Here is a 23,993-nt window from a genome sequence, read left to right as displayed (position 1 = left end):
CTCGCGCGCCCGGCACAATCTGGTATATAGTTCTCGTCTATCCGGGTTATCCCGTATGGGCGGGATATTGTTTTTTGTGTCCTGCTGCGCTGACAATGTGCTGTTTTGGGTTTTATGGAGCATGTAAGGTGACAACGGTGTCTCCTCTTAAATCCCGTCATTGGGATACTGCCGCAGCGACCCTTGAAGCATTGCGTGAATATGACCTGGCCCCTGCGCCCGAGCTGTTTCACGTCTGGTTCGTTTATTTCGCCGACGAAAACCCTGATATCCTAAGGTCGATTGATCTTGCGCGGCAGCAGGGTACGGCTATCGACGAAAAACAGCTGCGCGACCTGTATGACCGTTTCATCCTGCATCGCCATGTCACAGATTTTCTGCGCCAGGGTATGGACAGCTTTGCCGATGTTATCGAACAAAGTGAACAAAGCATTGGTTCTGTCAGTTCCGAACTTGGCATTTATCATAAGGTTCTTGAAGCGACGGATGCCGCCTTGCGGCGCGATGGCAAATCGTTTGAGATTTTGCAGGCCGTTGCACATCAAACCCGCCAGGTTGATAAAACAGTCACGAGACTGTCAGAACAGCTTGATAGCTATCATCAACAGATTTCCTATCTGCAAAATGAATTGAAAAAAGCCCGCGATCAATCCTTTACCGATGGTTTGACGCGTGTTTCCAACCGGTTGCATTTTGAGCAGATCCTGATCGAGCTTGCCTCTGCTGTTGATGCTGGCGACGCTTCCGAGCCTTTTTGTCTGATGATGGTGGATCTTGATCAGTTCAAGCAGATCAACGATCGCCACGGGCATCGGGTCGGTGATGAAATTCTGGTGTTGATTGCCGGGATTCTCAAATCCTGCATCAAGAGCCGTGACACCGTTGCGCGTTATGGCGGGGATGAATTTGCCGTGATTTTGCCGAAAACCACGCTTGATGAAGCCCTGTTTTTGGCCGAAGAACTGGGTAATCGTGTGCGGACCCGTGACATTCGCGCCAAACCGTCAGGGACGTCGTTTGGGCATATGACTGTCTCCATCGGTGTGGCCGAATATCATAAGGGTGAAACGTCGTCCTCTCTGGTGGATCGTGCCGACGGTGCCCTGTATCGCGCCAAGCAGAGCGGCCGCGACCGGTACAGTACAGCATTGCCATATGATGTTGATCAGCTAAGTGTTGCCCCCTGATCGTATCGTCCTGAAGTTCTGCGCTTGGGGTATAGGGTTTAAACTGCATTATCAGGTGGTCTCGGGCTTTATATCGCATTTCGGTTTCCCGTTGGGGTGTTCAAGATGATGCATGGCTGTGTTGTTAAATGCCGTTTAAATGCCGTGCGGGCCTATAATTTTGCATGAACCTGCCTATGCCAGGGGGTTTTGAAATGGCTCCATGGCGCAGATAACTGCTTGATGACAGTGGGTTAGGTGGGGTTTTGCGTTTTTGCTCAATGCTGCGATTTGACAAAACCGGATCGGATCGCAGCTGAGTGGCGCTGGTGGCAGATGTTGGCCTGGCGGGCTCCGGTCTTGCAATGATGTGCCCAAAAGCGTATGTAACCAGCGCCTGCACACGATAAACGTTGCCGGGCGATCTGGCTTGCCAGGGTGGGGTGGGATGCCCTGCTTTGCCAGACGACAAGACTTTGTTTCCTTTTACCGCCAGTCTTCGAAAGCCGAGCATGACAGAGCCGCGCGTCATTACATTTGGTTGCCGTTTGAACACCTATGAATCCGAGGTGATGCGCGACCACGCCAAGGCCGCCGGGCTTGATGATGCCATTATCATCAATACCTGCGCTGTTACGACCGAGGCCGAACGCCAGGCGCGGCAAAATATTCGCCGCCTGCGCCGCGAAAACCCGGATGCCAAAATTTTTGTTACCGGCTGTGCCGTGCAGGTAAACCCGGAAAAATTCGCCGGGATGAAGGAAATCGACCGCATTTTTGGCAATGATACCAAAATGAAGGCGGAAACCTTCATGGATATCAGCCACGAGCGCGTGATCGTGAATGACATCATGTCGGTTGAAGAAACCGCCAGCCATCTGGTGTCGGGTTTTGAAGGCCGGGCGCGCGCCTTTGTCCAGGTGCAAAATGGCTGCGATCATCGCTGCACGTTTTGTATTATTCCCTATGGTCGCGGTAATTCGCGCAGTGTGCCGCTGGGCGAAATTGTGACCCAGGTACGTGAACTGGTTGCCAATGGCTATGCCGAGGTTGTTTTGACCGGGGTGGATATTACATCTTATGGTCATGATTTGCCGGGCAAGCCGACATTGGGGCAAATGGCGCGGCGGTTACTGGCGCAGGTGCCCGAATTGCCGCGTTTGCGGATTTCATCGGTGGACCCGGTTGAAATTGACGACGATATTTTCCGGCTGATCGAAACCGAACCGCGCCTGATGCCGCATATGCATATCAGCCTGCAAGCGGGCGATGACATGGTGCTAAAGCGGATGAAACGCCGCCATCTGCGCCAGGATGTGATCGATTTTTGCGTCAAAGTGCGGGCCTTGCGCCCCGATGTCACTTTTGGGGCCGACATTATTGCCGGTTTTCCGACCGAAACCGATGAAATGGCTGCGAATACCTTGCGCCTGGTTGAAGAATGCGGGCTGATTTATTTGCATGTGTTCCCCTATTCGTCGCGTCCCGGTACACCCGCGGCCAAAATGCCGCAGGTGGCCAAGGAAAAGCGCAAGGAACGGGCGGGGGCCCTGCGCGACGCTGGCGACATTCAACTGACCGCATTTTTGCAATCGCGTGTGGGGTTGGTCGAAGATGTGCTGGTTGAAAAGGAAAATACCGGCCATACGGAGCATTTTGCTCCCGTTGTGCTGGATCGCGTGATAGAACCGGGCACAATCGCCAAGGCAAAAGTCATTGGCCATGAAGATGGAAAACTGATTGCGGAGCTGATGGAATGAGTGATGAGGAAAAAAAAAGCTGGTTTGCCCGACTAAAGGACGGGTTGAAACGGTCCTCATCAAAACTGACCACCGGTATTGCCGATATTTTTACCAAGCGCCGTCTTGATGACGAGGCGCTGGAAGAATTTGAAGATTTGCTGATTACATCCGATCTGGGTGTGACAACGGCGGCAAAGCTGAGCGCGGAACTGGCGAAAACCCGGTTTGATAAAGAAGTCGATCCCACCGAAATTCAGGCGTTTATCGCCGAAGAAGTCGCCAGGATTCTGGAGCCTGTTGCACGCCCGCTGGTGATTGACGCGTCGCGTAAACCCCATGTTGTTCTTGTGGTTGGCGTGAATGGCTCGGGTAAAACCACCACCATTGGCAAGCTGGCGAAATCCTATAAGGACCAGGGCCTGAACGTGATGATGGCGGCAGGTGATACCTTTCGTGCCGCAGCGGTCGAACAGTTAAAGGTATGGGGCGAGCGCACGGGATGCCCGGTTATTTCGCGCGATACCGGTGCCGATGCCGCCGGGCTGGCATTTGATGCGATCGAGCAGGCCCAGCGCAATGGTGTTGATGTGTTGTTGATCGATACTGCCGGGCGTTTGCAAAACAAAGCGCATTTGATGGACGAACTTAAAAAGATCGTTCGCGTAATCCAGAAGTGCGATGCAACCGCCCCGCACGATACTTTGCTGGTGCTTGATGCCACGACGGGCCAAAATGCCCATTCACAAGTCGAACTGTTTTCAGCCGCGACCAATGTTTCCGGCCTGATTGTGACCAAACTCGATGGCACCGCCAAGGGCGGCGTTGTTGTGGCTCTGGCCGAAAAGTTCGGCAAACCGGTTCATGCGATTGGTGTTGGCGAAAGTGCCGAAGATTTGCGCCCGTTCGAGGCCCGCAATTTTGCCCGCAGCCTTGCCGGGTTGGCAGATTAAGACCCAAAGTATTCCCGAACGTAAAATGCCGTCCGGAGTATTTCAGGCGGAGTTTTGTTTTGAAATGACAGCTTCATGCTGTTTTGGCTCAACTTCTGTCGAGTGTGTTACGGAGAATCGGAAACGACAGGAATTTTACTTTTGGGCTCATTCTTTAATACTGTGGCGCGTCTTGTCGTGAAAAATGTAAAATAGGATTGTTGGGATACCGTTGTAATTAATATAAAAACGACGAGGCGCAGATGTCTAAAATCGATAAGGTACCTAAATTTTTATATAAATATCGGGCCTTTAGTCCTCGTCTTCTCGACATGCTCGTAGCTGACGAGTTGTATTATTCAGACCCGAGCGATTTTAATGACCCGTTTGATTGTCGTCCGTCGTTAGAGGCCAATCTATCAAATGAAAAACTGGAAGAAATTCTTCTTCGTATGTGGGATCAACGCTTGACCGCTGAAATGCAGGCTGCGGCTGAAACCCTTAAATATCGCGGTCTCAAAACGATTGAGCATATCGCAAGGCATAGTCAGAAGAAGGCATCGCAATTTCTTCAAGAAGCTCGTTATAATGCCACTAACCCTAACATTGACGTTGATAATCCGCTTCAGCAGACCTTACGGCAGTTGTTGGAAGAAGAACTCTTATGCCGGTATGATGGTGGAATCGTCTCCTTTGGTACAAATGCGATATGTCCACTAATGTGGAGCCATTATGGGGATCAGCATCATGGTGTATGCGTCGGGTATTCTGTGCCACCGGATATTGCATCAAACATACATAAAGTTGCGTATGGTGGTAGTCGTAAAGTTTTGGCCAGCGACATCGAATTAATGGAGAATAATGAAGAAGCGAAACTGCGAGTGGATAATGCAGTATTGTTAACCAAGGCCGGAAGTTGGCGCTATGAGAAAGAATGGCGGCTCATAGGACAAAGAGGGGTTCAGAATTCTCATCTTGAGCTGGAAGAAGTTATATTTGGAATGCGTTGCAAATCGACTGTTAAGTTCGCCATCATTCAAGCGCTTGCCAATAGGAAGCGCCCTGTGAAATTTTCTGAGATGTGCGAACAGATCGGGACGTTTAAACTTAAAAAACGTCGTCTCGATGAGGATGAATTGTTTTCATCTTTTTTACCTGTCCGGTATCGAGATGTGTTTGACTGTTTTGACGTTATTGAAGAAACAGAAAATTAAAATTTAGACAAATTTAGAAATTGACTGGCACAATTTCAAATTGTGATGTGCCGAGCAACCTTCTAAGGATACGGCACTGATAGTGGTGAGTTGGCCGGTTTTTGTTGTACCGAAGGGAGACAACTGAGTTTCCAGATCAGTCAGCGTTGTTTTGAGCGCCCTAAGGCTTTCGCGGATCTGGTCGGGCTCCATCAATCGGGTAGGTTTCAATCGTCGCCAGAAGCTGTCCGATCTGATTGAGCAGGTGTTCATCAAGATCGTTAAGAGGCTATGACAGGCCTTGTCACGCACGGTTTCCAGGTTGTGGAAATTCTGGTATGGCGAGAAGCCTGTAGCGGCGAAGGTCCAGCTCAAGCTGACGCACAATATTGCGCAGCTTGGGCATTTTTCGTGTAATGAATTGAAATGATTGTTAGATCCCCCGAAAGTTGTGCTTTAACCTTCGGGGGATTTTTGTTTGTATTGTCTTTGGTCGGGTTGGCGGGATTTAGCTTTTCCCGGCTTGCTCGCGTCTGCGTTTGCGCATCCGCATCAAGGGCGGCACGGCAACGGCCCCGATCAGCAGAAACAGCAAACCAATGGCGATGGGTCTTTCCACAAGGTAGGACAGCGGATTTCCGCCCGAAATTTGCAGGGTGCGGACGATCTCACCCTCTGTCATGCGGCCCAGCAACAGGCCGATCACGGTGGCCGCTACAGGGTATTCATGGCGCCGCATCAGCCAGCCAATACCGGCAAAGGCCATGACCGTTACCGGCCCTGAGATGGTGCCGGTAATGCCAAATCCGCCCCATGCACATAAAGCCAAAACCGATGGCACCAGATAACTCAGCGGCACACGCACAATCATGCCAAGCACGCGTAACGATAACAATCCGATAACTGCCAGCAGCAAGACCTGGCCCATATTGCCAATAATGATCGAATAAACGACATCGCGCTGGTCGCGGATAAAGGCTGGCCCGCCGACAAGATTGTGGAACGAAAACGCCGCCAGCAACACTGCCGTTGCAGCACCGCCAGGAATGCCAAGGGCCAGCAAGGCGGTCATGGAGCCACCTTCCGAGCTTGAATTTGCCGATTCCGCCGCAACCACGCCATCTGGTTCGCCCGTGCCAAACCGTTCCGGGTGTTTGGAACTGCGCCGGACTTCGCTATAGGCAACCAGGTTGGCCACAGATGACCCAACACCGGGTACAGCACCGATCAATACACCAATGATGCTGCCGCGCAACAAGGCACCAGGGCGACGAAATGCCATGATAAAACCGGCAATTAACTTGCGAAACGAGATGTTACGGTTTTCGCTGGCTTCAACCAGATAGGTGCTGCCGCGCAGCCGCAGTAATTCGGATGCTGCAAAAATGCCAATCATGGCCGGAACCACGGCGATACCATCAATCAGGTACGGGTTGCCAATGGTGGTGCGCATGATGCCGGTTGTCGACATGCCGATCTGGCTTAGCAACAGGCCAAATAACCCGGCAACAAGCCCCTTGGCAACAGCCCCTTGATTAAGGGTTGCAATCAGGGTCAGGCCCCAGGTGACGACCATCACCATTTCAAGCGGACCCAGTTTCAAAACGATAAAGGCAAGGGGCTGGATCAGCAGCAATAAAAGGACATAGCCAAAAAAGGCCCCGAAAACCGATGCCCCCAAACCGATGCCAAGGGCCTCGTTATGGTTGCCCTGTCGGGCCATCGGGTGCCCGTCAAAGGCCGTGGCGACGGATGATGACGAACCGGGAATATTCATCAGGATCGCGGTAACGCCGCCACCATAAGCCCCGCCTGTGAAAATCGACGTCAGGAAAAGCATCGCCTGAAGAAAGTCCATCGACCAGGTAATCGGCAGAAAGACCGCCATCGCCATCGAAATCTGCAAACCGGGTATTGCCCCGAACACAAGGCCGATGATCAGGCCCGGTATGACATACAGCCACGGGGTGAAATCGGTAAAAAGCAGCGAAAGGGCTTGGGAAAAAGCAAAGCTGTCGATCATGTTAAAGAACCAGTAACGGCATGGGGAACGGGAAAAGCGATCCGAAACCTTCGACAAGCAGCAGCGTAAAAAGTGCGGCGTAAAGCGGCGGTAACCACCAGCGTTGTTCGCCGCCAATAACAATGCCGACCCAGACAAACAAAAATGTCGCGATGTCAAAGCCAACAGTGGTCAGGCCGAAACAAAGTGCTGCAAAAAGGCCAAGCAAAACCAGATCAATCATTGTGGTGCGACGATCTGCACGCTGTTCAACGGGGTCTTTGGCCGGTGCTTTGTCGGTGCAGCGCAGATTTTTGATGATGATGCCAATCACAAGCACCATCAGGGCAATGCCGACGGGAACCACAACAACCAGGTTGTAAAGCTTGGTTGATGCGGAAATTGCGCTCCAGTTCAAAAAGACGGCTGCTGCGGCAATAAGGATGAGAAAAGCCAAATGAGATAAGGACAGGTTTGACTGGCGACCGGGCATATCGGTGCTCCTGAGCAGACGGAACAGAACAGGGAAGTGTGCAACGGGTTGCACACTTCAAGGCAGGATCAGTTTGCGATGTCTTTGAAACGTTTCAGGATTTCGAAATTCGACTTGATAATGCCGGTCGTCATTTCCGGGCCAAGCCAGTCGCTGCCAATGCCCTGCTTTTCGAGGTCGGCAATAAAAGCCGGGTCACTGAGGATGGCTTTATAGGCGTTGGTGAAAATCTCGAAACGTTCCGGGTATTTTTCCTTGAAGCTGGCACGGGCGGCAATGCCGCGCATTGATCCCACCAGCGGGGCGATTTTCTTGCCATGTTTAGCCAGAACTTCGTTCAGAGTCGGGGTATCCCAGATTGGAACGCGCTTGTCAGAGGCAATGGCAAGGGGGCGGATATATTCAGCAATGGAAATGCTGCCATCTGCGCCCAAAACCGTCATGTCAACCTGTCCGCCAGCGGCGGCTGTACGCGCGGCACTGCCCGATTCATAGGTGACAATATTGACGTCATCTTCTTTGAGGTCATAGGCTTCAAGCAGTTGCAGGGTATTGATATATCCTGTGGAACCCGGCACGACAGAAATGCGCATTTTCCCCGGATTTTCCTTGATTGCCGCCATAAATTCATCAAGTGACGTGTAGGGCAGGTCGGCATTCAGGGCAAAAAGGTCAACGTCCGTCCACTGACCATTCACAAAAGCAAAATCATCCAGGCTGTAATCGGCACCCGCCTGAAGGATGGCGTTGCTAATATAGGGGTGGATCGAGCTTGCCAGGAAAAAAGTGCCGTCATCGGGCATGTTTAAAAAATAGGTTTGCCCGACATGGCCGCCGCCACCTTTTTGGTTGATGACCCGAATGGGCACGTCGAGTTCTTCCTGAAGGCGCTGGGCAACAACGCGTGCCGTGCGATCTGCCGAGCCACCCGGCCCAAGGGCAACGACAAACGTAATTTGCTGATCAGGCCATTTGGTTTCTGCCTGGGCCGATGCAGGTGCCAGGGAGATTGCGAATGTACTTGCCGCGAAAAGAACTGCGGATGTCATTGATAAAATTTTACGTCTCATTTCTTCCTCCGTGTATGACCGAATGTGTTCTGCGCACATTTGTTGTTAACAATATTTAATTTCGCCTATAGTTGGGCCAATTGTGGTGCAATAAGTCAAGACAAAAAATACTATGTTATTTGCCGATTTTCGATGTAAAAGGCATTGGAGAGATCGATGTGACAATTTTTGATAATTTTAAATCAGGAGTTATTGTTAACAATGATACCTGTTGAGCATGGTTCAGCCTGGTCCGCGCTTGAAGCGGAACTGCGCGAGGATATTCTGACCGGGCGCATTGCGCCGGGCGAGCGCCTGGGAGAAGTTCCTCTGGCAGCACGCTTTTCGGTCAGTCGTGGCCCGGTTCGCGATGCGCTGCGCAAGCTTGCCGGGGCCGGGCTGGTTTCGTTCCTGCCCAATATCGGGGCCAGGGTACGTGTGTTTTCGCAGGAGGATGCGCGGGCTCTTTATGAGTTGCGCGCAGCCCTGGAATCCGATGCGGCACGTTGGGCCGCACGCCGGGCGGGTAAGGATCAGGCGCAGGGCTTGATTGCCTTGTTGAGCCAACATGCGGAAGGTATTGCCGCCCATCCGGCGGGGGCCTATTTGCAGAATGGCAAGGACGCCGATTTTCATATCGTGATTGCGGAAATGGCACAGAATCCGCTTTTGCGCGATCTGCTAGCAGATGAATTATATCCGCAGCTTGCTTTGTTACGCCGCCAGCATCGAAATGTTGCCGGTCGGGGGCGGGTTGCGTTGCGCGAACATCAAAACATCGCCGATGCGATTCTTAACGGCGACGATGAGCTTGCCGCGCTTTTGATGCGTCGTCATATCGAGTCGAGTTGGAATGCCCTGAGAGGGCAGCTTGAAGTCGGGGATCCTGAGCCATGAAACAGCATCGTATTCCTGCCGTCTTCATGCGCGGGGGCACATCGCGCGCCCTGATGCTGAAACAAGGCGATCTTCCGTCAGATCGTGAAAAATGGCCGGCAATCTTTCGCGCGATGCTCGGCAGTCCCGATCCGAACGGGCGTCAGCTTGATGGTATGGGCGGCGGGATTTCATCGTTGAGCAAGATTTGCGTCATTGCCCCGTCGGCGCGCGATGATGCCGATGTTGATTATACCTTTGCCCAGGTATCGGTGACCGGCGATACCGTCGATTTTAGCGGCAATTGCGGCAATATGAGTTCCGCTGTCGGGCCTTTTGCTGTTGATGAGAAATTGGTGCCGGTTCCCGATGACGGGGATGTCACCATTCGAATATTTAATACCAACACCAACAAGATCATTCACAGCACCTTTGCCGTGCAGGGGGGTGAATCTGTTGTGGTTGGTGACCTGCCGATACCTGGTGTTGCCGGGGCGGGGGCGCCGGTTCGCCTTGATTTCTTTTATCCCGGCGGGACGCAGGGGCGCGGGATTTTACCTGCTGGTGCTGCGCGATCCGTGCTGGAGCTTGCCGATGGGCGACGCTGCGAGGCCTCTTTGGTTGATGCAGGTGTGCCAGCCGTTTTTGTCACGGCGTCATCTGCTGGTTTGGGGCCGGAGATTATGGATCATGATCTTGAAAACGATTCCCGGACAATGGCGCGGCTAGAAGAAATTCGCTGTGCTGCTTCTGTGGCAATGGGCATTTCTGCTTCCCGCGAGGAAGCGACAGCCATCATTGCTATTCCCAAGGTGGCAATTGTCGCGCGGGCGCAAAATTATCATGATTTGTCAAAGCAACCGGTCAATGCGACCGATCATGCTTTGACCATTCGCATGATCTCGGCGGGGCAACCGCATAAAGCTGTACCGATTACGGGGGCTTTGGCGGTTGCCTGTGCCGCCGTCATACCCGGCAGCATTATTGCCGACATTATTGCCTCCACCGGGTGCGATCGTGCGCGTTTGCCGATTGGAACGCCAAGCGGTGTTGTGACTGTTGGCACGGCGCTTGATGCCTCCGCCAATGCCGCTGGTGCCGTTCCCGGGATCGAACGCGCCTTTCTTTACCGCACACAGCGTCGCCTGATGGAAGGTGCTGTTTGTATTTCTCCATCTGTTCTCACCTGACATAGTTTACTGAAGACGGAGTTATCATGACGCAAGACGAAAATAACAGCACAAGCGTTTGGCTGGAACAGCCGATGCCAACCGGCCTTGGTGCGCAAATGGCAGAATATTGGGATCAAAAACGGTTTTTGTCGATTGCCGGTGCCCATGACCCGATGGCCGGGCTTTTGGCCCGCAAAGCAGGCTTTTCTGCTTTGTATCTTTCTGGTGCGGCGCTTACGGCATCGATGGGCTTGCCCGATCTTGGTCTTGTCACGATGGAAGAGCTGGTGAAGCGTGCACAGGCGATTGTTCGTGTCACGCGCCTGCCTTTGCTGGTTGACGGCGATACCGGGTTTGGCGAGGTGCTTAACGTGATGCGTCTGGTGCGCGAACTTGAAGATGTCGGTGTTGCGGCTGTGCAGCTTGAGGATCAGGTTCTGCCCAAAAAATGCGGTCACCTGAATGGCAAGCAACTGGTTTCGCCCGAACATATGGCGGAAAAAATCGCTGCCGCATCGCGGGCGCGCCGTGATTTGCGCATTGTTGCACGCACTGACGCCGCCGCAAGCGAGGGCATTGAGGCCGCGATTGCGCGCGCAAAGCTGTATGTCGAGGCGGGGGCCGATGCGATCTTCCCCGAAGCCTTGCACGACGAAGAACAGTTTCGTGCCTTTTCTGCCGCGATTGACGCGCCGTTGCTGGCCAATATGACCGAGTTTGGTCGTACCGGGCAAACCTCTGCGGCGGAATTTGACGAAATGGGCTATGCGATGGCGATCTGGCCGGTATCTGGCCTTCGGATTGCGGCCCGGGCGATGGAAAAATTCTATGACGAACTGGCCTTAACCGGCACCGCCGAGGGGGCTGTTGATCAGATGCAAACCCGTGCAGAGCTGTATGATGTGATCCGCTATTTCGGCTATGAAGCGCTGGATAGTAAAATTCAGCGGACCGTTCTGCCTGAATAGCAGGCCGAAATATACTTTATGTTTGCAATTATGCCCGGTGGTTCGCTTTCGCAAAGGGCCACCGGGCGATAATGTCATTTATGATCTGATTGTGTGTTGATCCGTTTTGGTTAACGGATTTTGGCGTTATTTTGCCGAAAAGGCTTCAAGGGCTGCGTGTATATCGGCCAGGGCCTTTGTCAGTGCAGTCAGATTATTTCTGATCTGTTCGGGTTTATCGTCAATCGGGCAGTCTTCAAGCAGGGCCAGAAGCATGTTGACCTGATTGGCAAGGCCGCTGGCCAGGCGCGCATCAAAGTCCGTGATCACCCATGAAAGGGCCTTGTCGCGTAATTGCTCCATGCTGTGCAAATCAGGGTCGGGGGATGACAGCGGTAAGCCATAGGGGCGCAGTGCCAGTTCAAGCTGTCGAAGAATGTCGCGCAGCACCCGGGAATTGTCATGGCAGATCGATTTAAGGCGCGTGCTTTGGGCGAAGCCGTAGATGGCCTCCATGCGGATGGCAAGGTCTTCGCTATCGATGGCAATGTCATTGAGGGCGTCGCCATCAGCAATGTCGTCGGGGTTAATCGCATTGCCGGTAAAGGCATTGGGGGCGAAAACCGGTAATATTGCCCGCTCAAGGGTGAAACGGGCGGGCAGTTTGCTGATAATTTCGCCATCAGCCAAAATCGGGTGGGGATCGGCGCAATCAATGTGGATGTCGTCGCATTCCAGTGTCAGGGCCAGTTCCGATTCATCGACCGACCCAAACAACAAGGCCACCCCGATATCCATCCCCGACAGGGTATCGACATCGGCGCGAATGGCAAACACATGCAGTTTGCCATCATCCAGGCGCTTGTTTTCACGCGGGCGTAATCCGCCGCCAAAATACTGGCCGTTGGTCACGGTAAGCTGGCGTAACTTCAAATGCTGCTGATCGTGCCCGGCACAGGTTACGTCAAGGTCAAGCGGGGGCATGTCGTGCCAGCTTTGCCAATTGGCAACCGCATAGCTAATGGCACCGGTCCAGCGTTTTAAATCCGGGTTGATGCGTTTGCGGGCGTCGGCAGGCACACCGATGGATGCTGCATTGACAAAACTTTTGCCATTAACCCGGCCAACATCAAGCAAGGTCAGTTGACCATTAATCGCGGCCTGTGCGGCCTGTAGCGGGTCATCGGGCAGCTTCAGGCTGCGGACAAAGTCATTGGCGGTGCCAAGCGGCAAAGCGATCAGGACCGTGCCGGACTGGCATATCGGGTCGATGACAGCGTTGATGGTGCCGTCGCCGCCGCCAATGGCCACAATATCGCCGGGCCGGGTATTGGTTTTGATGTGTTCAATCATGTCGCCAGGGTCGTCACAGAACACCAGTTCTGTCCGATAGTTGGCGTTTTCAAAAACACTGCGCAGGGCCTGTGCCCCGTCACGACGCCATTGATCGATGACCTTGTGACGGGTCAGCAACAAAAGAACCTTGCCGGTGAGGTCTGCGTTATCCACCTGTGGGATCTCCCTGCTTTTTCAAAACCGCAACCTGACGCGGTCTTGTGATGTGATGCCATATATTAAATTATGATGATTAAAAAACCGGCGCCTTTGTGGTGCCGGTTCATTGTCTTTGCGGCAAATGCCCTTATGAAAGGGTGGCGCGCAGCATCCAGGCTGCTTCTTCATGAACGCCAATCCGTTCGGTTAGCATATCTGCGGTTTTCGGATCATCAACGCTGTCGGCTTCGGTTACACCCTCGCGCAGAAGCTTTGCCATTTTCTCGTGATCTTCAATCAGTTCCCTGACCATCTGGTCGGTGCTGAGAAGTTCGGTCTCGTCGGTGACGACCGAATTTTTGATCATGGTTGAAAGGCCGGTGGGGGCGGCAAAGCCGATGGCACGAATACGTTCTGCCATATCGTCATTGGCTGTATGCAGGTCTTCGTATTGTTCTTCGGTCATTTTGTGCAGCGAATAGAAATTCGGACCCACGACATTCCAGTGCACGCCGCGAACCTTGCCATAAAGAACATGCGAAGACGCAACGATCCGGGTCAGCATTTCCGCCAGCGTGCGACGGTCCTTGCGTTCAACACCGGTTTCGATCGGTACTTCGTTGGCAACGGTCTGCATATTGCTCTGAGCCATTGGTAACTCCTGATTTTCTTATTAACAGGTCGTTCAAAGCTTTGGACGACTGCCTTTAGAACGCGGAGGCAAACGGGAAAGTTCCATCGAAATAAACCGCCAGCTTCGGGAACATCATCTTTACCCTGTCGTTATCAGGATCAAGCAACGTGAAACAAAAGCGTGGCTGTTTAAACAAAAATGGAGGTTGTGATGCTTGGTAAAGCAATGTTGATGGCTGGTACTATTATGGTTTCTTCGGCTGTTGTGCTTCCGGCGTATGCAGATTCTGCAAATACGATGAAAACGGATGATGCTGTCAAGGCAGATGCAGCCGAAATGAAAAATGACGCCAAAAATGAATATCAGGACGCGAAGAAATATTCATACGAGCAGAAAGAAGATTTTATGGATTGGGCCAGGTCCAAATCCGAAGCGCTCGGCGAAAAATACGACGAGATGAAAAAATCGGCAGCTGATAACAGCGAAGATGCCATGGATACCGTTTCCAATACCTGGGAAGATGCCAAAGATAGTCTTGGCCAGGCAATGACCGATGTTCAGGATGCTTCCTCGGAGACATGGGAAGATGTGAAGGCAGAAACGATTGACGCGCTGAACAAGGCACAGAATGCACTCGACGACAAGCCTGACGCTCAATAATAGATATCACAACCTGCTTGGGCGCATGTAAGTCCATGGGTGCTTCGGTCCGCCTCCGGTATCGTGGGGCGGGCCGTTTTCAGTTTTGATGCCGGTCCGACCAAGTTCGTGCGTCTTATTAAAGGAAATATGCTCTAAACGGAGACAGGTCACCAATGACAGACAAGCCTTCGGATCATACCCGGGACTCGGAACTCGAAACTGGAATTTCCGGGTTGTGGCAAAGGGTGCGACGGCCTCTGGAGGCTCTTGCTGCTGGCAAGCGCGGACTGACCGGCATCGGCGTTGCGTCGTTTTTAGAAACAACCATCATTCCAATCCCGGTTGAGGTCATTATCGCCCCGTTGATGGCATTATCGCGAAAGCGCGGTATGCAGATTGCGACAGTGACCCTGGTCGGCAGTGTTTTGGGGGCGGTGGTGCTGTATTTGCTGGCCTGGGGAATGTTTGACAACGTTGTTGTGCCGTTCCTGGACTGGAGCAACGGCCATCAGCAATTTGATCAGTTGCAGAGCCGTTTCAGGGATGGCGGTTTTTGGGTGGTTTTTGTCATTAGCATCACGCCCGTGCCGATGCAGCTTGCCGCATTGGCCGCCGGGGTAACGAATTATCCGTTCTGGCTGTTTTTCATCGCGATATTTTTGTCCAGGGCCTTACGGTATTATGGACTTTTCGCGCTTGTGGGTCTTTTCGGCGCGGGCTTTGCCCGCTATTTTTCTCATCGTGATGCTAATCAAGGCAGCAGGGTGACAAAATAAAGACTGGAATTGGCAAATATTGAAGTAATTGAGTGTCGAAATATTGAAATAAAAACGCCCGGTCGATTTTTCCGGGCGTTTTTTTGTCTGACTATTCTGCTTCGATGCGGAAATCTGTGGTCGTTTTGCCCTCAACGTCAGGGGCATCCAGGTCCTCAGAGACCAGTCCACGGCGAATTAATTCGCGGATTGCCGCTGCGCGCGTCGGCATTCTGTGCTCGAAACGCCAGTCGTCAATCACCTTCAGCTCTTCGTCGTCCAACATAATCTGGAGCTTCTCGGTCCGTTTAGACGTGGGCACTTTGTGCTCCTTTGCTCGTTCGCGTCCTTCAAAGGTGCCGCGGAAACCGTTGATATGTGGTGGTTTCAGGAATTTTTGAGTAACTGACGTTACCGTTGTTTTCTCCATAACTCAACCACAATACTGACTTTGATCATGATATGTCATTTGATCAATATACGTAAAATAACCAATGTGAATAAGGAATGTATTGTGACGATGTTATTTATAATGACTATGTTGATTCCTATCCATTAGTTGATGATTTCATGTATAGAGAGTGTATTGAGGATGTGAATTATACGAAATTACTTTGTTTATATCTGATTTATGTTAGGTTGGGGCATCAACAAAAAACGGAGGTTGTGATGTCGGGCCAGGTAATGAGAGAAATTGAAGATCACGTTCCAGCTCTGCGTCGTCATGCATATCGTTTGAGTGGTACTCAGGACCGTGCCAATGATCTTGTTCAAGACACCTTGCTTAAAGCGATCAGCAAACAGGACAAATTCGAGGAAGGCACCAGCCTTAAAGCATGGTTGCACCGGATCTTGTTCAATACGTTTATTTCAGAAGTCCGTCGCACCAAGACTCGTGGTCATCATGTTGACTGGGACGATCTTGGCGATGTCTATGGCCATGGCAGCAATCAGATGGCCCGCCTGCAGCTTCGGGATGCGGACCGCGTTCTTGATGAATTGCCCGCACAGGAGCGCCAGGCGATCCTGCTGACAACCGTTGAAGAAATGTCCTATCAGGATGCCGCCAGGTTCATGAATGTTGAAATTGGGACAGTAAAGTCGCGCGTTGGGCGCGCTCGCCGCAAGTTGCGTGGCATGGTTGGCCAGATTGAAACGCGCGAGCATGTGTCAAGGTTTATGGCGGAGGCTGGTTAATGACAGCAATTCTTGCGATATACGGCAAAAAAGACATCTTGAATTATGTGCACGGCAAGATCGAGGCTGATGCTGAAAAACGCGAAATTGAACAACTTGTTCAAAGTGACCCAATGGCAGCCAAGACGATTGTCGATATTGAAAATGGTCATATAAATGACGCCGGTATGGTCGATTTTCGTCAATATCGCCGTGTACAGAGACTTAAGAAGTTAGCCAAATCAGTTGGCTTGCTTCACTGATCGATCAGAAATAACGGATTGACCTCTTTTCCCTCAACGTCTTTTAGTTCAATCCCCAGTTTGGCCAGTTCTTTATTACAGGAACTGGCCCTTTTTTTGCTTTCATGATGTCGGCAATGACATCTTTACGTGCCTTAACAATGTTTTAGCTTATATCATTGTCCTGATTTTGTTGGTTTGTTTCTACGTTTTACGGGGATACGACGTGTTGGGGGCATCCCTCATGGCCGCTCTGTGCTTGACGATGGCGAATGTCGGGCGATTGCAAAATTGCCTGATCGGGGCATTTGCGGGCTTGCCTTTCGGGAAAAATTCACGTATTTCTTTGAAATGACCGGTAGTCATTTACTGGTTTTCGGCAAGTGTGCCTCTTGCCGAACCGGGGTTGTGGTCTTTTTCCTCAACGTCTTATCAGCCCCTTTCTTGGGTCGGTGCTTTTGCTCCGGCCCCTTTTTTTTGCCGGGATCGTTTGGGCAGGGCAGAGCATGTCGGTGGAAAACATCCCCTGTTTGGCGGATTTGTGCGGACTTCACCTGCTTTTTGTGGAAAGCCTTTTATCCAGGCAGCATTTTCCAATTATTGACCTGTGGTCATTTATCAGGAAGTGCACCATGCGGTGCTGTATATTGCCGGGGCAATCGGTCTGACGGCAACCGGCAAGAATCGTTTTCTGATGGCCGCACACCGGGGAAGGCTCTTTGTCCTTTTGATGGGGGTCGTTTTTGTCGGAATCGGGAAAACTGTCATTTGGAATCTTTGAAAATACCGGGCAGACTGGGGACGCTGGTATGCTGGAACAGGGCGGATTTGTGCGCTTTGCATCTTGAAAGCGGAGTGGGTGTATTTTCCTGTTTCTGTCAGATGCATTTCACATTTGCGCAATTGGGGGTTGCCAGCACCGGGTCGAGCGGTGATAAATCTCTCGCTCACAACCAAAAAAAATAAAAAGGAGCAATATTCATGGTATCCGGAATCCACGGATCGGTACGCGATCTGTTTGAATTTACCGATGCTGACAAGGCACTGGCCCGCATTCGCGATATTTACGATACCGGCGCAACCGCTGTTCGCGAGGCCTTTGACCGCTTTGGCAATGGTCAGCAAACATCGCCCGTGCGCGCCTATTACCCTTATCTTGGCATCGAAGTGCCGCCGGAAAAGCTGCATGTTGAAAGCACGCTTTCTTATGGCGCGCCGCGCGATCCGGGTGTGTATGGCACAACCCTGACCCGGCCTGACCTGTTTGAGGAATATTATCGCGAACAGATCGAACTTTTGCTGAAAAACCACGATGTCCCGATTGTTGTTGGCACATCGGACCGGCCCATTCCGGTGCCGTTTCTGGTTGAAACGGCAACCGATGCCATTGGGCCGACCGATATTCGCCAACTGCAAATGACATTCGATATGCCCGATCTGGCGCGAACCGACGATGACATTGCCAATGGCGTGCATGTTCGCAATGGTGACGGGCCCAAGCCGCTGTCGCTGTTTTCGGGGGAACGGGTGGATTATTCGCTGGCACGGTTGCGCCATTACACGGCAACGGCCCCTGAACATTTCCAGAAATTTGTCCTGTTCACCAATTACCAGCGCTATGTCGATGAATTTATCGCATATGCCAAATTGCAGTTGGAAGACCCCAAAAGCCCCTATGTGGCCTTTGTGGAGCCTGGCCCCGCGGTGCATGTGCGCAAAAACGCCCCTAAAAAATGGCAGGCTGGCGGCGAAGCGGTGAAGCAGTTGCCGCAAATGCCGTCTTATCACTTGATCCGCGAAGATGGCCTTGGCGTGACCCTGGTCAATATCGGGGTTGGCCCGTCAAATGCTAAAACAGCAACCGATCATATCGCGGTTTTGCGGCCACATTGCTGGTTGATGCTGGGCCATTGTGCCGGTTTGCGCAGAAGCCAGCTTTTGGGCGACTATGTTCTGGCCCATGGCTATGTCCGCGATGACCATGTGCTTGATTCCGACCTGCCTTTGTGGATACCGGTGGCCCCGATTGCCGAAGTTCAGGTTGCCCTGGCGGACTCGGTGGCCAAAGTTACCGGTTTGACGGGCCGTGAAATGAAAGCCCGGATGCGCACCGGCACCGTTGCCACCACCGATAACCGCAACTGGGAACTACGCTATAGCGAATTGTTTGTGCGCCTTAACCAGGCCCGCGCCATTGCGGTGGATATGGAAAGTGCAACCATTGCCGCCAACGGGTTCCGGTTTCGCGTTCCTTACGGCACATTGTTATGTGTGTCGGATAAACCGGTACATGGCGAATTGAAATTGCCCGGCATGGCGAACAATTTTTATCGCCAGCGGATTGGTCAGCACCTGGAAATCGGTTTGCAAACCATTGAAACCCTGCGCGCCGAGGTAAACCAGCTGCATTCACGCAAGTTGCGCTCGCTGGATGAACCGGCATTTCGGTAATTTCAGCATTATAAAGCATATTTCAAACATCCCCGGCCCAGTGTGGCAGGGGATGTTTTTGTTGTGCTATTGCTGCGCTATTGCCGGAAGTCAGTTCGTGTCGTTTGTGGCGGTACTGGTATCCGATGCGTCGCTGGCTGCGGCATTCGGACCTTGCAGGGGAAACAGGCTGGCAATATTGCCAATGAATGCGCTGGGGTTAAAGGCCTTGTTACTGCGTGTTAATCCCAGCCTGACAATCACCAGGTCTTTTGATGGAATAACACTGAGCGATTGCCCGTCGCGGCCCAGGGCGAAAAAGGCATCTTCGGGGATGGGCGGGGTGGCTGGGCTGGCACCAGAGCCGGAAGAGGACCCATTGTCGCCATAGGACGGCATTTTAAGCCACCAGTGCGCGCCATAGCTGCCGTTAGGGGCATGGGGGGCTGGCGTGGTGGCATGGGCGACCCAGCCCTCTGGCAGCAGCCTGGTATTGTTCCAGACACCGTCTTGCAGGTAAAACTGGCCCAGCTTGGCCCATTCGCGCGCCGTGGCATGCATGAATGTAGAACCAACCAGATAGCCGTCACTGTCGGTTTCAACCACGGCATGGCGCATTCCCAGCGGCCGAAAAAGTAACTCGGCGGGCAGTGACTGATATTGCTGCATGGAAATGGTCAGATTGCGCATGGCGGCTGACAAAACGTTGGTGGTGCCCGAGCTATAACGCCATTCCGTGCCCGGTGTACTGGTCAGGGGTTTGGAAACGGCCAGACCGGCGGCACTGGGCGCAACAAACAGCATTTGCACCACATCGGAAACAGGGTTCCAGTAGCTTTCATTAAATTCAAGGCCGCTGCTCATTTGCAGCAATTCGTCATAGGTGATCTTGATGCGGGGATCGTCGGGTTCGGTGTCCCATTCATTGATGCTGACCGGATAATTCAGCGGCGGTAACATTCCGTTCATCCGCATCCGGCCCAAAATGGCGGAAAAGGCGCTTTTGGTCATCGACCAGCCTGGCAGCGGGGTATCAACACTAATGCCATCCCCGTAGCGTTCCGCAACGACCCGGCCTTTATATAACACAACAATCGCCCGTGTGCGCCGGCTGGGGGTGATGGTCGGTTCGTCCATGGCATCGGCAATAATATTATTCAGTTTGCGTCTGTCGATGCCGGGCGGAAGAGCGGCTGTCATCAAGGGTTGTGGCGCAATCGGGCGCAAAACCGGCGATGTATTTTGCAAGGCGGCAACCTGGTCGGGGTCGGTCAGGGTGCAGCCCATATTGGGGCGGTAAACGGCAACGCGGGTTCTAAAACCAAAGGCATGGGCGCTGACGGTTTGGTGACGCAGGTCGATATTGGCGGTAATCAGCGATAACAGGCTGGTATTGTCCGACAGCACATCCTCGTTCAAGGCCCGTTCCGATGACAGACCACTGACAAAAATACGCGAACACATCACCTTGGCCGTATATCCGGCACCGACCGGGGCCAGCCAGATGAAAAACCCGGAAATCGCCACAACAACCAGCAGTAACAAACCGATAAATATGGCTTTCAACCAGGCCATCCCACATCCCTTAAACTTGTTTCGCGCAAGGAAAGTCGCCCGCTTTCACCTTTTGGTCAAGGGGGTGTTCCTGATGGGATGCGATATGCAACAATCATGTCGCTGTTGTGATGCGCTTGCCCGCAAACATCATCGCCAGCACATAAAACCCGGCAAAGGCGATGGCCGCCCCTGTCCAGGCGAAATCATCAATAATCAGCCCTGAAACCGGGGGAACAATGACGACAAATATTTCGGCAAACTGTGCCAGCATACCCTGAAGGGCCGGCATGGACAGGTTTTTGCCCGCAATACGCGGCAACATGGCAAAACAGGTGCCCGCGACAATGCCCTGGCCGAAATTAAAGCCGCACAATGCAATAATGACAATCATCAGGCTGGGGGCCATATAAATAACCGCAATACAGCCCGCCATAATTGGCAGCGCCGACAACAGTAAAACGCGGCCTGGCGTGTTTTTCCCCAGTAAAATACCCCCGGTCAGCGATCCGACAATATTGCCACCAATTGTGGTGATGCCAATAAGGGTTGCCGCCATGTTCAGGCTGATATCAAGCCGGTCCATCAGCATGGCGGGCATGAAGGCAACCGTTGCCGAGGTTGTGCCGCCGAAAATTGCAAATGTCAGGGCAATGGAAACAGCGTTTTTATTGCGCAATACCCCCATCATCCCGCTGGCCAGCGACCGGTTAAACCCGTCGCGGGGCGGGTTTTGCATCAAGACAAGAGGGATGCAAAAAAGCAGGACGGGCATGGCACATCCCAGAACAGCGATCTGCCAGCCAAAATAGCCACTTAACCCGGCACTGATCCATGTGCCAAGCGCAATGCCGACCGGCACAAACGTGCCCCACAGGCCCATTGCCAATGCCACCACGCGCGGGCTGCCCAAATGCGTCATCCAGCTGGGCGCGCCGACAACGATCAGCAAATATCCGATACTGGTCAGGAACCGCCCGGCATAGAGAAAACCGATACTTTCCGCCTGCGAGAAAACCGCCGCACCGACCAGCATCATGGCACCCCCGGCCAGAACCGCTTGCTTCAGGCCCAGGCGCGCGGCCCAGACCCCGGCAGGAATGGCGCAAAGCGCACCGGCTGCTGTAATCAGCGAAGCAACAAGGCCAAACTGTGCCTGTGACAGGTCAAATTGCGCGCGTAGCATCGTGGCAATCGGGCCAATCAGCCCCACCTGCATGGAGGCACAAAGCCCGGTTCCATAAAGAAAGATGATGGATAAAACGGCACGCATGGGACTGATCCATATTGAGTTTGCGTGCTTTTACCGTGGGCGGCTTCATATGACCACGTATGAAATATGCGCGATGTGCCCGCTCAGACCGGTTAATACAGATGCTATCCCGATCAATAATCGGCCGGGCGGTGATCAAAGCCGGTTGTCAGCCGCACAGCCCGACCATCGGCAAGGTAAAACCGTTCCCATAGAATATACTGGTCAATAATGCGCATGGGCGCGCCTTCACGGGTGGAATTGGCAAACAAAACATGATCGGCCTGGTCATCATGCCAGCCCATGGGGTGCAGGCTTTTCTCGGCTGCGGCAATTTCGGCCGTGGCAAAGCGCCATAAGGACTGGCCCAGCAAATCGTGGTCGTTGCGCTGCCATTCTTTTTGTCGGGGTTGGGAGGAACATAAAAGCCGGTGGCTCCGGTCCTCGATCAGGTGAACGCGCTGGCATGATTGCATCACCAGCCGTTTTACCGCATGGTCCAACCGCACATTGCGATTGCGCGTCATCATATCTTGCAACAACTGGTGTTGAAACGGGGCCGGGTGCTGCATCCCTTTTTCCCAGCGCGACACCGTTGCCTGCGTTACCCCCAATATATCGGCCAGCCGTTGCTGTTTGATTTCAGCCGTGCGCCGCCACTGACGCAGCGCAAGGCCAAATCGGGCCATATCGTCGGGGATGCCGGTCTGTTTGTTTATGGCGTGCATTGGGCTATTTCATCTTGTCACTGCGGTAAAATATCGTTCAGGGCAATGCGATGCAATATTTGCAGAAACAAACGGAGGCACATGTGCCTCCGTTTGTTCTTGGATGCTGTGTTTTAGATCAGGCGTACAGGCGCATGATCTCGATCTTGCAGCGACCATATTTGCGTGAATCGAGCAAGTCGATACCAGGAACGTCGGCACCCGGGTCGCGGAGCGCACGTTCGGCAATGATCAGGGTTTTGTCATTAATCCAGCCCGCATCGCGCAGAGCGACGATGCTGGGCGTGATCATTTCCTTATGGTAAGGCGGATCAAGGAAAATCAGGCTGGCAGCCTGATGGCTTTTGACCGGTTTCGTGGCATCGGCACGGCGTGCGCTGGCGCGGTCTTCAAGGCGCAGGGTCTTGATGTTTTCCTCAATCGCGGCAAGGGCCTTGGCATCGCGATCAAAAAACACGGCCTTTTGCGCCCCGCGCGACAGGGCCTCAAGCCCCAGCGCACCGGACCCGGCGAAAGCATCAAGCACGATGCCGTCAAATAGCGGGTTTTCACCATCTTCATACCAGCGCCCGGCATGGGACAGAATATTAAACAGCGATTCACGCACCCGGTCCAGTGTCGGGCGCACATCACTGCCCGCAGGGCAGGTCAGGGTGCGACCGCGAAAACTTCCGCCGACAATCCGCATTAACGATCTCCTCGATTGCCATGACCCGAAGGTTTAGACCCGCCGCGCCCTACCGGGCGATTGCCTGCCGGTTTACTGCCGGTATGTCCAGCGGGCCTGCCCGCAGGCGCGCCCGAACCGGCATTACCACCGGCATAACGGCCCCGGCCTTTATTCAGCGGGCGGTTTGTGCTGTCGCTTCTATCGCTCGCGTCATCCCGGCTGCGCGGATTACCCCCCCGACCTGACGGACGGCCCTGATAGCCGCTATCGCGGCTGTCATTGTCTGAGCGGCCACCGCTTCTATCGTTGCCAGAACGCTCATTGCGATCATTACCGCCACCGAACGAACGGTTTTGCGGTGCGCCACGGCGCGCGCCGTTCTCAAAGCTGTTGTTGCGGTTATCATCACGATCATTATCGCGACCCCGACCGGCAGGGGCGCGGTCATTATACCCACCACTGCGGCTGTCGTTGCCAGAACGCTCATGGCGATCATTGCCGCCACCGAACGAACGGTTTTGCGGTGCGCCACGGCGTGCATTGTCATCCCGGCTATTGCTGCGGTTATCATCACGGTCATTGTCGCGGCCCCGACCGGCCGGGGCGCGGTCATTATACCCACCACTACGGCTGTCGTTGCCAGAACGCTCATGGCGATCATTGCCGCCACCGAACGAACGGTTTTGCGGTGCGCCACGGCGTGCATTGTCATCCCGGCTATTGCTGCGGTTGTCATCACGATCATTATCGCGACCCCGACCGGTCGGGGCGCGGTCATTATACCCACCACTGCGGCTGTCGTTGCCAGAACGCTCATGGCGATCATTGCCGCCACCGAACGAACGGT

Annotated in this window: 22 protein-coding genes and 1 pseudogene; 12 read left to right on the top strand and 11 right to left on the bottom strand. The window is 53.2% G+C overall.

The window, feature by feature from the left end:
- The first annotated feature begins 137 nt into the window (after nucleotides 1-137).
- The 4 genes from AAC086_RS21540 to AAC086_RS21525 all read left to right on the top strand — a co-directional run bounded on the left by AAC086_RS21540 (nucleotide 138) and on the right by AAC086_RS21525 (nucleotide 5,051).
- Nucleotides 138-1,187, top strand: a complete 1,050-nt coding sequence (locus AAC086_RS21540) for a GGDEF domain-containing protein (protein WP_339781899.1) — start codon at nucleotides 138-140, stop codon at nucleotides 1,185-1,187.
- A gap of 491 nt (nucleotides 1,188-1,678) precedes the next feature.
- Entirely contained in the window at nucleotides 1,679-2,926 is a 1,248-nt protein-coding gene (gene mtaB / locus AAC086_RS21535) for a tRNA (N(6)-L-threonylcarbamoyladenosine(37)-C(2))-methylthiotransferase MtaB (RefSeq protein WP_339781897.1), read from the top strand.
- Nucleotides 2,923-3,858 (top strand): signal recognition particle-docking protein FtsY, encoded by a 936-nt coding sequence (gene ftsY, locus AAC086_RS21530; RefSeq protein ID WP_339781896.1) that lies wholly within the window; start codon nucleotides 2,923-2,925, stop codon nucleotides 3,856-3,858. Before mtaB ends, ftsY begins: the two co-directional genes overlap by 4 nt.
- 242 nt (nucleotides 3,859-4,100) lie before the next feature.
- Nucleotides 4,101-5,051 carry a DUF2971 domain-containing protein gene (locus AAC086_RS21525; RefSeq protein ID WP_339781894.1) on the top strand — a complete coding sequence of 317 codons (951 nt, stop codon included), beginning with the start codon at nucleotides 4,101-4,103 and terminating at the stop codon, nucleotides 5,049-5,051.
- A 487-nt stretch (nucleotides 5,052-5,538) separates the two neighbouring features.
- On the opposite strand, the gene AAC086_RS21520 is transcribed toward AAC086_RS21525, so the two are convergent.
- From AAC086_RS21520 to AAC086_RS21510, 3 genes are all read right to left on the bottom strand, one after another.
- Nucleotides 5,539-7,053: a tripartite tricarboxylate transporter permease gene (locus tag AAC086_RS21520; protein WP_339781893.1), complete on the bottom strand. Its 1,515-nt coding sequence runs from the start codon at nucleotides 7,051-7,053 to the stop codon at nucleotides 5,539-5,541.
- Nucleotide 7,054: 1 nt separating this feature from the next.
- Nucleotides 7,055-7,525, bottom strand: a complete 471-nt coding sequence (locus AAC086_RS21515) for a tripartite tricarboxylate transporter TctB family protein (RefSeq protein WP_339781891.1) — start codon at nucleotides 7,523-7,525, stop codon at nucleotides 7,055-7,057.
- A gap of 68 nt (nucleotides 7,526-7,593) precedes the next feature.
- Complete coding sequence (locus AAC086_RS21510) at nucleotides 7,594-8,595, bottom strand: tripartite tricarboxylate transporter substrate binding protein (RefSeq protein ID WP_339781889.1); 1,002 nt, start codon at nucleotides 8,593-8,595, stop codon at nucleotides 7,594-7,596.
- Nucleotides 8,596-8,796: 201 nt separating this feature from the next.
- Here AAC086_RS21510 and AAC086_RS21505 point away from each other — a divergent pair, with 201 nt between their 5' ends.
- From AAC086_RS21505 to prpB, 3 genes are read left to right on the top strand one after another with little or no spacing between them, the layout of a single operon-like run.
- Complete coding sequence (locus AAC086_RS21505) at nucleotides 8,797-9,471, top strand: GntR family transcriptional regulator (RefSeq protein WP_339781888.1); 675 nt, start codon at nucleotides 8,797-8,799, stop codon at nucleotides 9,469-9,471.
- Nucleotides 9,468-10,640, top strand: coding sequence for a PrpF domain-containing protein (locus AAC086_RS21500; protein ID WP_339781887.1), 1,173 nt, complete (start codon nucleotides 9,468-9,470; stop codon nucleotides 10,638-10,640). Before AAC086_RS21505 ends, AAC086_RS21500 begins: the two co-directional genes overlap by 4 nt.
- A gap of 26 nt (nucleotides 10,641-10,666) precedes the next feature.
- Entirely contained in the window at nucleotides 10,667-11,590 is a 924-nt protein-coding gene (prpB, locus tag AAC086_RS21495; RefSeq protein WP_339781886.1) for a methylisocitrate lyase, read from the top strand.
- A gap of 126 nt (nucleotides 11,591-11,716) precedes the next feature.
- Here prpB and AAC086_RS21490 read toward each other — a convergent pair whose 3' ends face one another.
- Nucleotides 11,717-13,078, bottom strand: a complete 1,362-nt coding sequence (locus AAC086_RS21490; RefSeq protein WP_339781884.1) for a diacylglycerol kinase family protein — start codon at nucleotides 13,076-13,078, stop codon at nucleotides 11,717-11,719.
- 133 nt (nucleotides 13,079-13,211) lie between these two features.
- Nucleotides 13,212-13,715 (bottom strand): DNA starvation/stationary phase protection protein, encoded by a 504-nt coding sequence (locus tag AAC086_RS21485; protein ID WP_339781882.1) that lies wholly within the window; start codon nucleotides 13,713-13,715, stop codon nucleotides 13,212-13,214.
- Nucleotides 13,716-13,907: 192 nt separating this feature from the next.
- On the opposite strand from AAC086_RS21485, the gene AAC086_RS21480 reads away from it, so the two are divergent.
- Both AAC086_RS21480 and AAC086_RS21475 read left to right on the top strand, forming a co-directional pair.
- Nucleotides 13,908-14,357, top strand: coding sequence for a hypothetical protein (locus AAC086_RS21480; RefSeq protein ID WP_339781881.1), 450 nt, complete (start codon nucleotides 13,908-13,910; stop codon nucleotides 14,355-14,357).
- Between the two features lie 155 nt (nucleotides 14,358-14,512).
- On the top strand, nucleotides 14,513-15,115 hold the full coding sequence (locus AAC086_RS21475; protein WP_339781880.1) for a VTT domain-containing protein: 603 nt from the start codon (nucleotides 14,513-14,515) through the stop codon (nucleotides 15,113-15,115).
- Nucleotides 15,116-15,206: 91 nt separating this feature from the next.
- On the opposite strand, the gene AAC086_RS21470 is transcribed toward AAC086_RS21475, so the two are convergent.
- Nucleotides 15,207-15,524: a hypothetical protein gene (locus AAC086_RS21470; protein ID WP_339781879.1), complete on the bottom strand. Its 318-nt coding sequence runs from the start codon at nucleotides 15,522-15,524 to the stop codon at nucleotides 15,207-15,209.
- A gap of 77 nt (nucleotides 15,525-15,601) precedes the next feature.
- Here AAC086_RS21470 and AAC086_RS21465 point away from each other — a divergent pair, with 77 nt between their 5' ends.
- The 3 genes from AAC086_RS21465 to AAC086_RS21455 all read left to right on the top strand — a co-directional run bounded on the left by AAC086_RS21465 (nucleotide 15,602) and on the right by AAC086_RS21455 (nucleotide 18,963).
- Nucleotides 15,602-16,291: a sigma-70 family RNA polymerase sigma factor gene (locus AAC086_RS21465; protein ID WP_339781877.1), complete on the top strand. Its 690-nt coding sequence runs from the start codon at nucleotides 15,602-15,604 to the stop codon at nucleotides 16,289-16,291.
- On the top strand, nucleotides 16,291-16,533 hold the full coding sequence (locus tag AAC086_RS21460; protein WP_339781875.1) for a hypothetical protein: 243 nt from the start codon (nucleotides 16,291-16,293) through the stop codon (nucleotides 16,531-16,533). The genes AAC086_RS21465 and AAC086_RS21460 overlap by 1 nt, the downstream gene beginning before the upstream one ends.
- Nucleotides 16,534-17,493: 960 nt before the next feature.
- Nucleotides 17,494-18,963 (top strand): AMP nucleosidase, encoded by a 1,470-nt coding sequence (locus AAC086_RS21455; protein WP_339781873.1) that lies wholly within the window; start codon nucleotides 17,494-17,496, stop codon nucleotides 18,961-18,963.
- Between the two features lie 90 nt (nucleotides 18,964-19,053).
- Here the strand turns inward: AAC086_RS21455 and AAC086_RS21450 are convergent, their stop codons facing one another.
- From AAC086_RS21450 to AAC086_RS21430, 5 genes and pseudogenes are all read right to left on the bottom strand, one after another.
- Nucleotides 19,054-20,517, bottom strand: coding sequence for a serine hydrolase (locus AAC086_RS21450; protein WP_339781871.1), 1,464 nt, complete (start codon nucleotides 20,515-20,517; stop codon nucleotides 19,054-19,056).
- Nucleotides 20,518-20,611: 94 nt separating this feature from the next.
- The gene (locus tag AAC086_RS21445) at nucleotides 20,612-21,769 is read right to left on the bottom strand and encodes an MFS transporter (protein ID WP_339781869.1); all 1,158 of its coding nucleotides are present in this window, start codon (nucleotides 21,767-21,769) and stop codon (nucleotides 20,612-20,614) included.
- 113 nt (nucleotides 21,770-21,882) lie between these two features.
- A complete protein-coding gene (locus tag AAC086_RS21440) occupies nucleotides 21,883-22,476 on the bottom strand; it encodes a helix-turn-helix transcriptional regulator (protein WP_339781867.1) in 594 nt (197 codons plus the stop codon).
- 118 nt (nucleotides 22,477-22,594) lie between these two features.
- A complete protein-coding gene (gene rsmD / locus AAC086_RS21435) occupies nucleotides 22,595-23,164 on the bottom strand; it encodes a 16S rRNA (guanine(966)-N(2))-methyltransferase RsmD (RefSeq protein ID WP_339781865.1) in 570 nt (189 codons plus the stop codon).
- Nucleotides 23,164-23,993: pseudogene (locus AAC086_RS21430) on the bottom strand (hypothetical protein); the annotation flags it as partial. The pseudogene AAC086_RS21430 and the gene rsmD, both read right to left, overlap by 1 nt.

The organism is uncultured Thalassospira sp. (genome assembly GCF_963976115.1).
In the GTDB taxonomy this organism is placed as follows: Bacteria; Pseudomonadota; Alphaproteobacteria; order Rhodospirillales; family Thalassospiraceae; genus Thalassospira.
The sequence above is the reverse complement of the archived record's forward strand: the minus strand, read 5'-3'. Positions and strand labels throughout refer to the sequence as shown.

Coding starts and splice junctions, on each gene's coding strand:
- AAC086_RS21440 (WP_339781867.1), bottom strand. CDS start 22,476: ATGCACGCCATAAACAAACAGACCGGCATCCCCGACGATATGGCCCGA.
- AAC086_RS21450 (WP_339781871.1), bottom strand. CDS start 20,517: ATGGCCTGGTTGAAAGCCATATTTATCGGTTTGTTACTGCTGGTTGTT.
- mtaB (WP_339781897.1), top strand. CDS start 1,679: ATGACAGAGCCGCGCGTCATTACATTTGGTTGCCGTTTGAACACCTAT.
- AAC086_RS21525 (WP_339781894.1), top strand. CDS start 4,101: ATGTCTAAAATCGATAAGGTACCTAAATTTTTATATAAATATCGGGCC.
- AAC086_RS21480 (WP_339781881.1), top strand. CDS start 13,908: ATGCTTGGTAAAGCAATGTTGATGGCTGGTACTATTATGGTTTCTTCG.
- AAC086_RS21460 (WP_339781875.1), top strand. CDS start 16,291: ATGACAGCAATTCTTGCGATATACGGCAAAAAAGACATCTTGAATTAT.
- AAC086_RS21465 (WP_339781877.1), top strand. CDS start 15,602: ATGTATTGTGACGATGTTATTTATAATGACTATGTTGATTCCTATCCA.
- AAC086_RS21470 (WP_339781879.1), bottom strand. CDS start 15,524: ATGGAGAAAACAACGGTAACGTCAGTTACTCAAAAATTCCTGAAACCA.
- ftsY (WP_339781896.1), top strand. CDS start 2,923: ATGAGTGATGAGGAAAAAAAAAGCTGGTTTGCCCGACTAAAGGACGGG.
- AAC086_RS21520 (WP_339781893.1), bottom strand. CDS start 7,053: ATGATCGACAGCTTTGCTTTTTCCCAAGCCCTTTCGCTGCTTTTTACC.
- AAC086_RS21500 (WP_339781887.1), top strand. CDS start 9,468: ATGAAACAGCATCGTATTCCTGCCGTCTTCATGCGCGGGGGCACATCG.
- rsmD (WP_339781865.1), bottom strand. CDS start 23,164: ATGCGGATTGTCGGCGGAAGTTTTCGCGGTCGCACCCTGACCTGCCCT.
- AAC086_RS21445 (WP_339781869.1), bottom strand. CDS start 21,769: ATGCGTGCCGTTTTATCCATCATCTTTCTTTATGGAACCGGGCTTTGT.
- AAC086_RS21485 (WP_339781882.1), bottom strand. CDS start 13,715: ATGGCTCAGAGCAATATGCAGACCGTTGCCAACGAAGTACCGATCGAA.
- AAC086_RS21475 (WP_339781880.1), top strand. CDS start 14,513: ATGACAGACAAGCCTTCGGATCATACCCGGGACTCGGAACTCGAAACT.
- AAC086_RS21455 (WP_339781873.1), top strand. CDS start 17,494: ATGGTATCCGGAATCCACGGATCGGTACGCGATCTGTTTGAATTTACC.
- prpB (WP_339781886.1), top strand. CDS start 10,667: ATGACGCAAGACGAAAATAACAGCACAAGCGTTTGGCTGGAACAGCCG.
- AAC086_RS21515 (WP_339781891.1), bottom strand. CDS start 7,525: ATGCCCGGTCGCCAGTCAAACCTGTCCTTATCTCATTTGGCTTTTCTC.
- AAC086_RS21505 (WP_339781888.1), top strand. CDS start 8,797: ATGATACCTGTTGAGCATGGTTCAGCCTGGTCCGCGCTTGAAGCGGAA.
- AAC086_RS21510 (WP_339781889.1), bottom strand. CDS start 8,595: ATGAGACGTAAAATTTTATCAATGACATCCGCAGTTCTTTTCGCGGCA.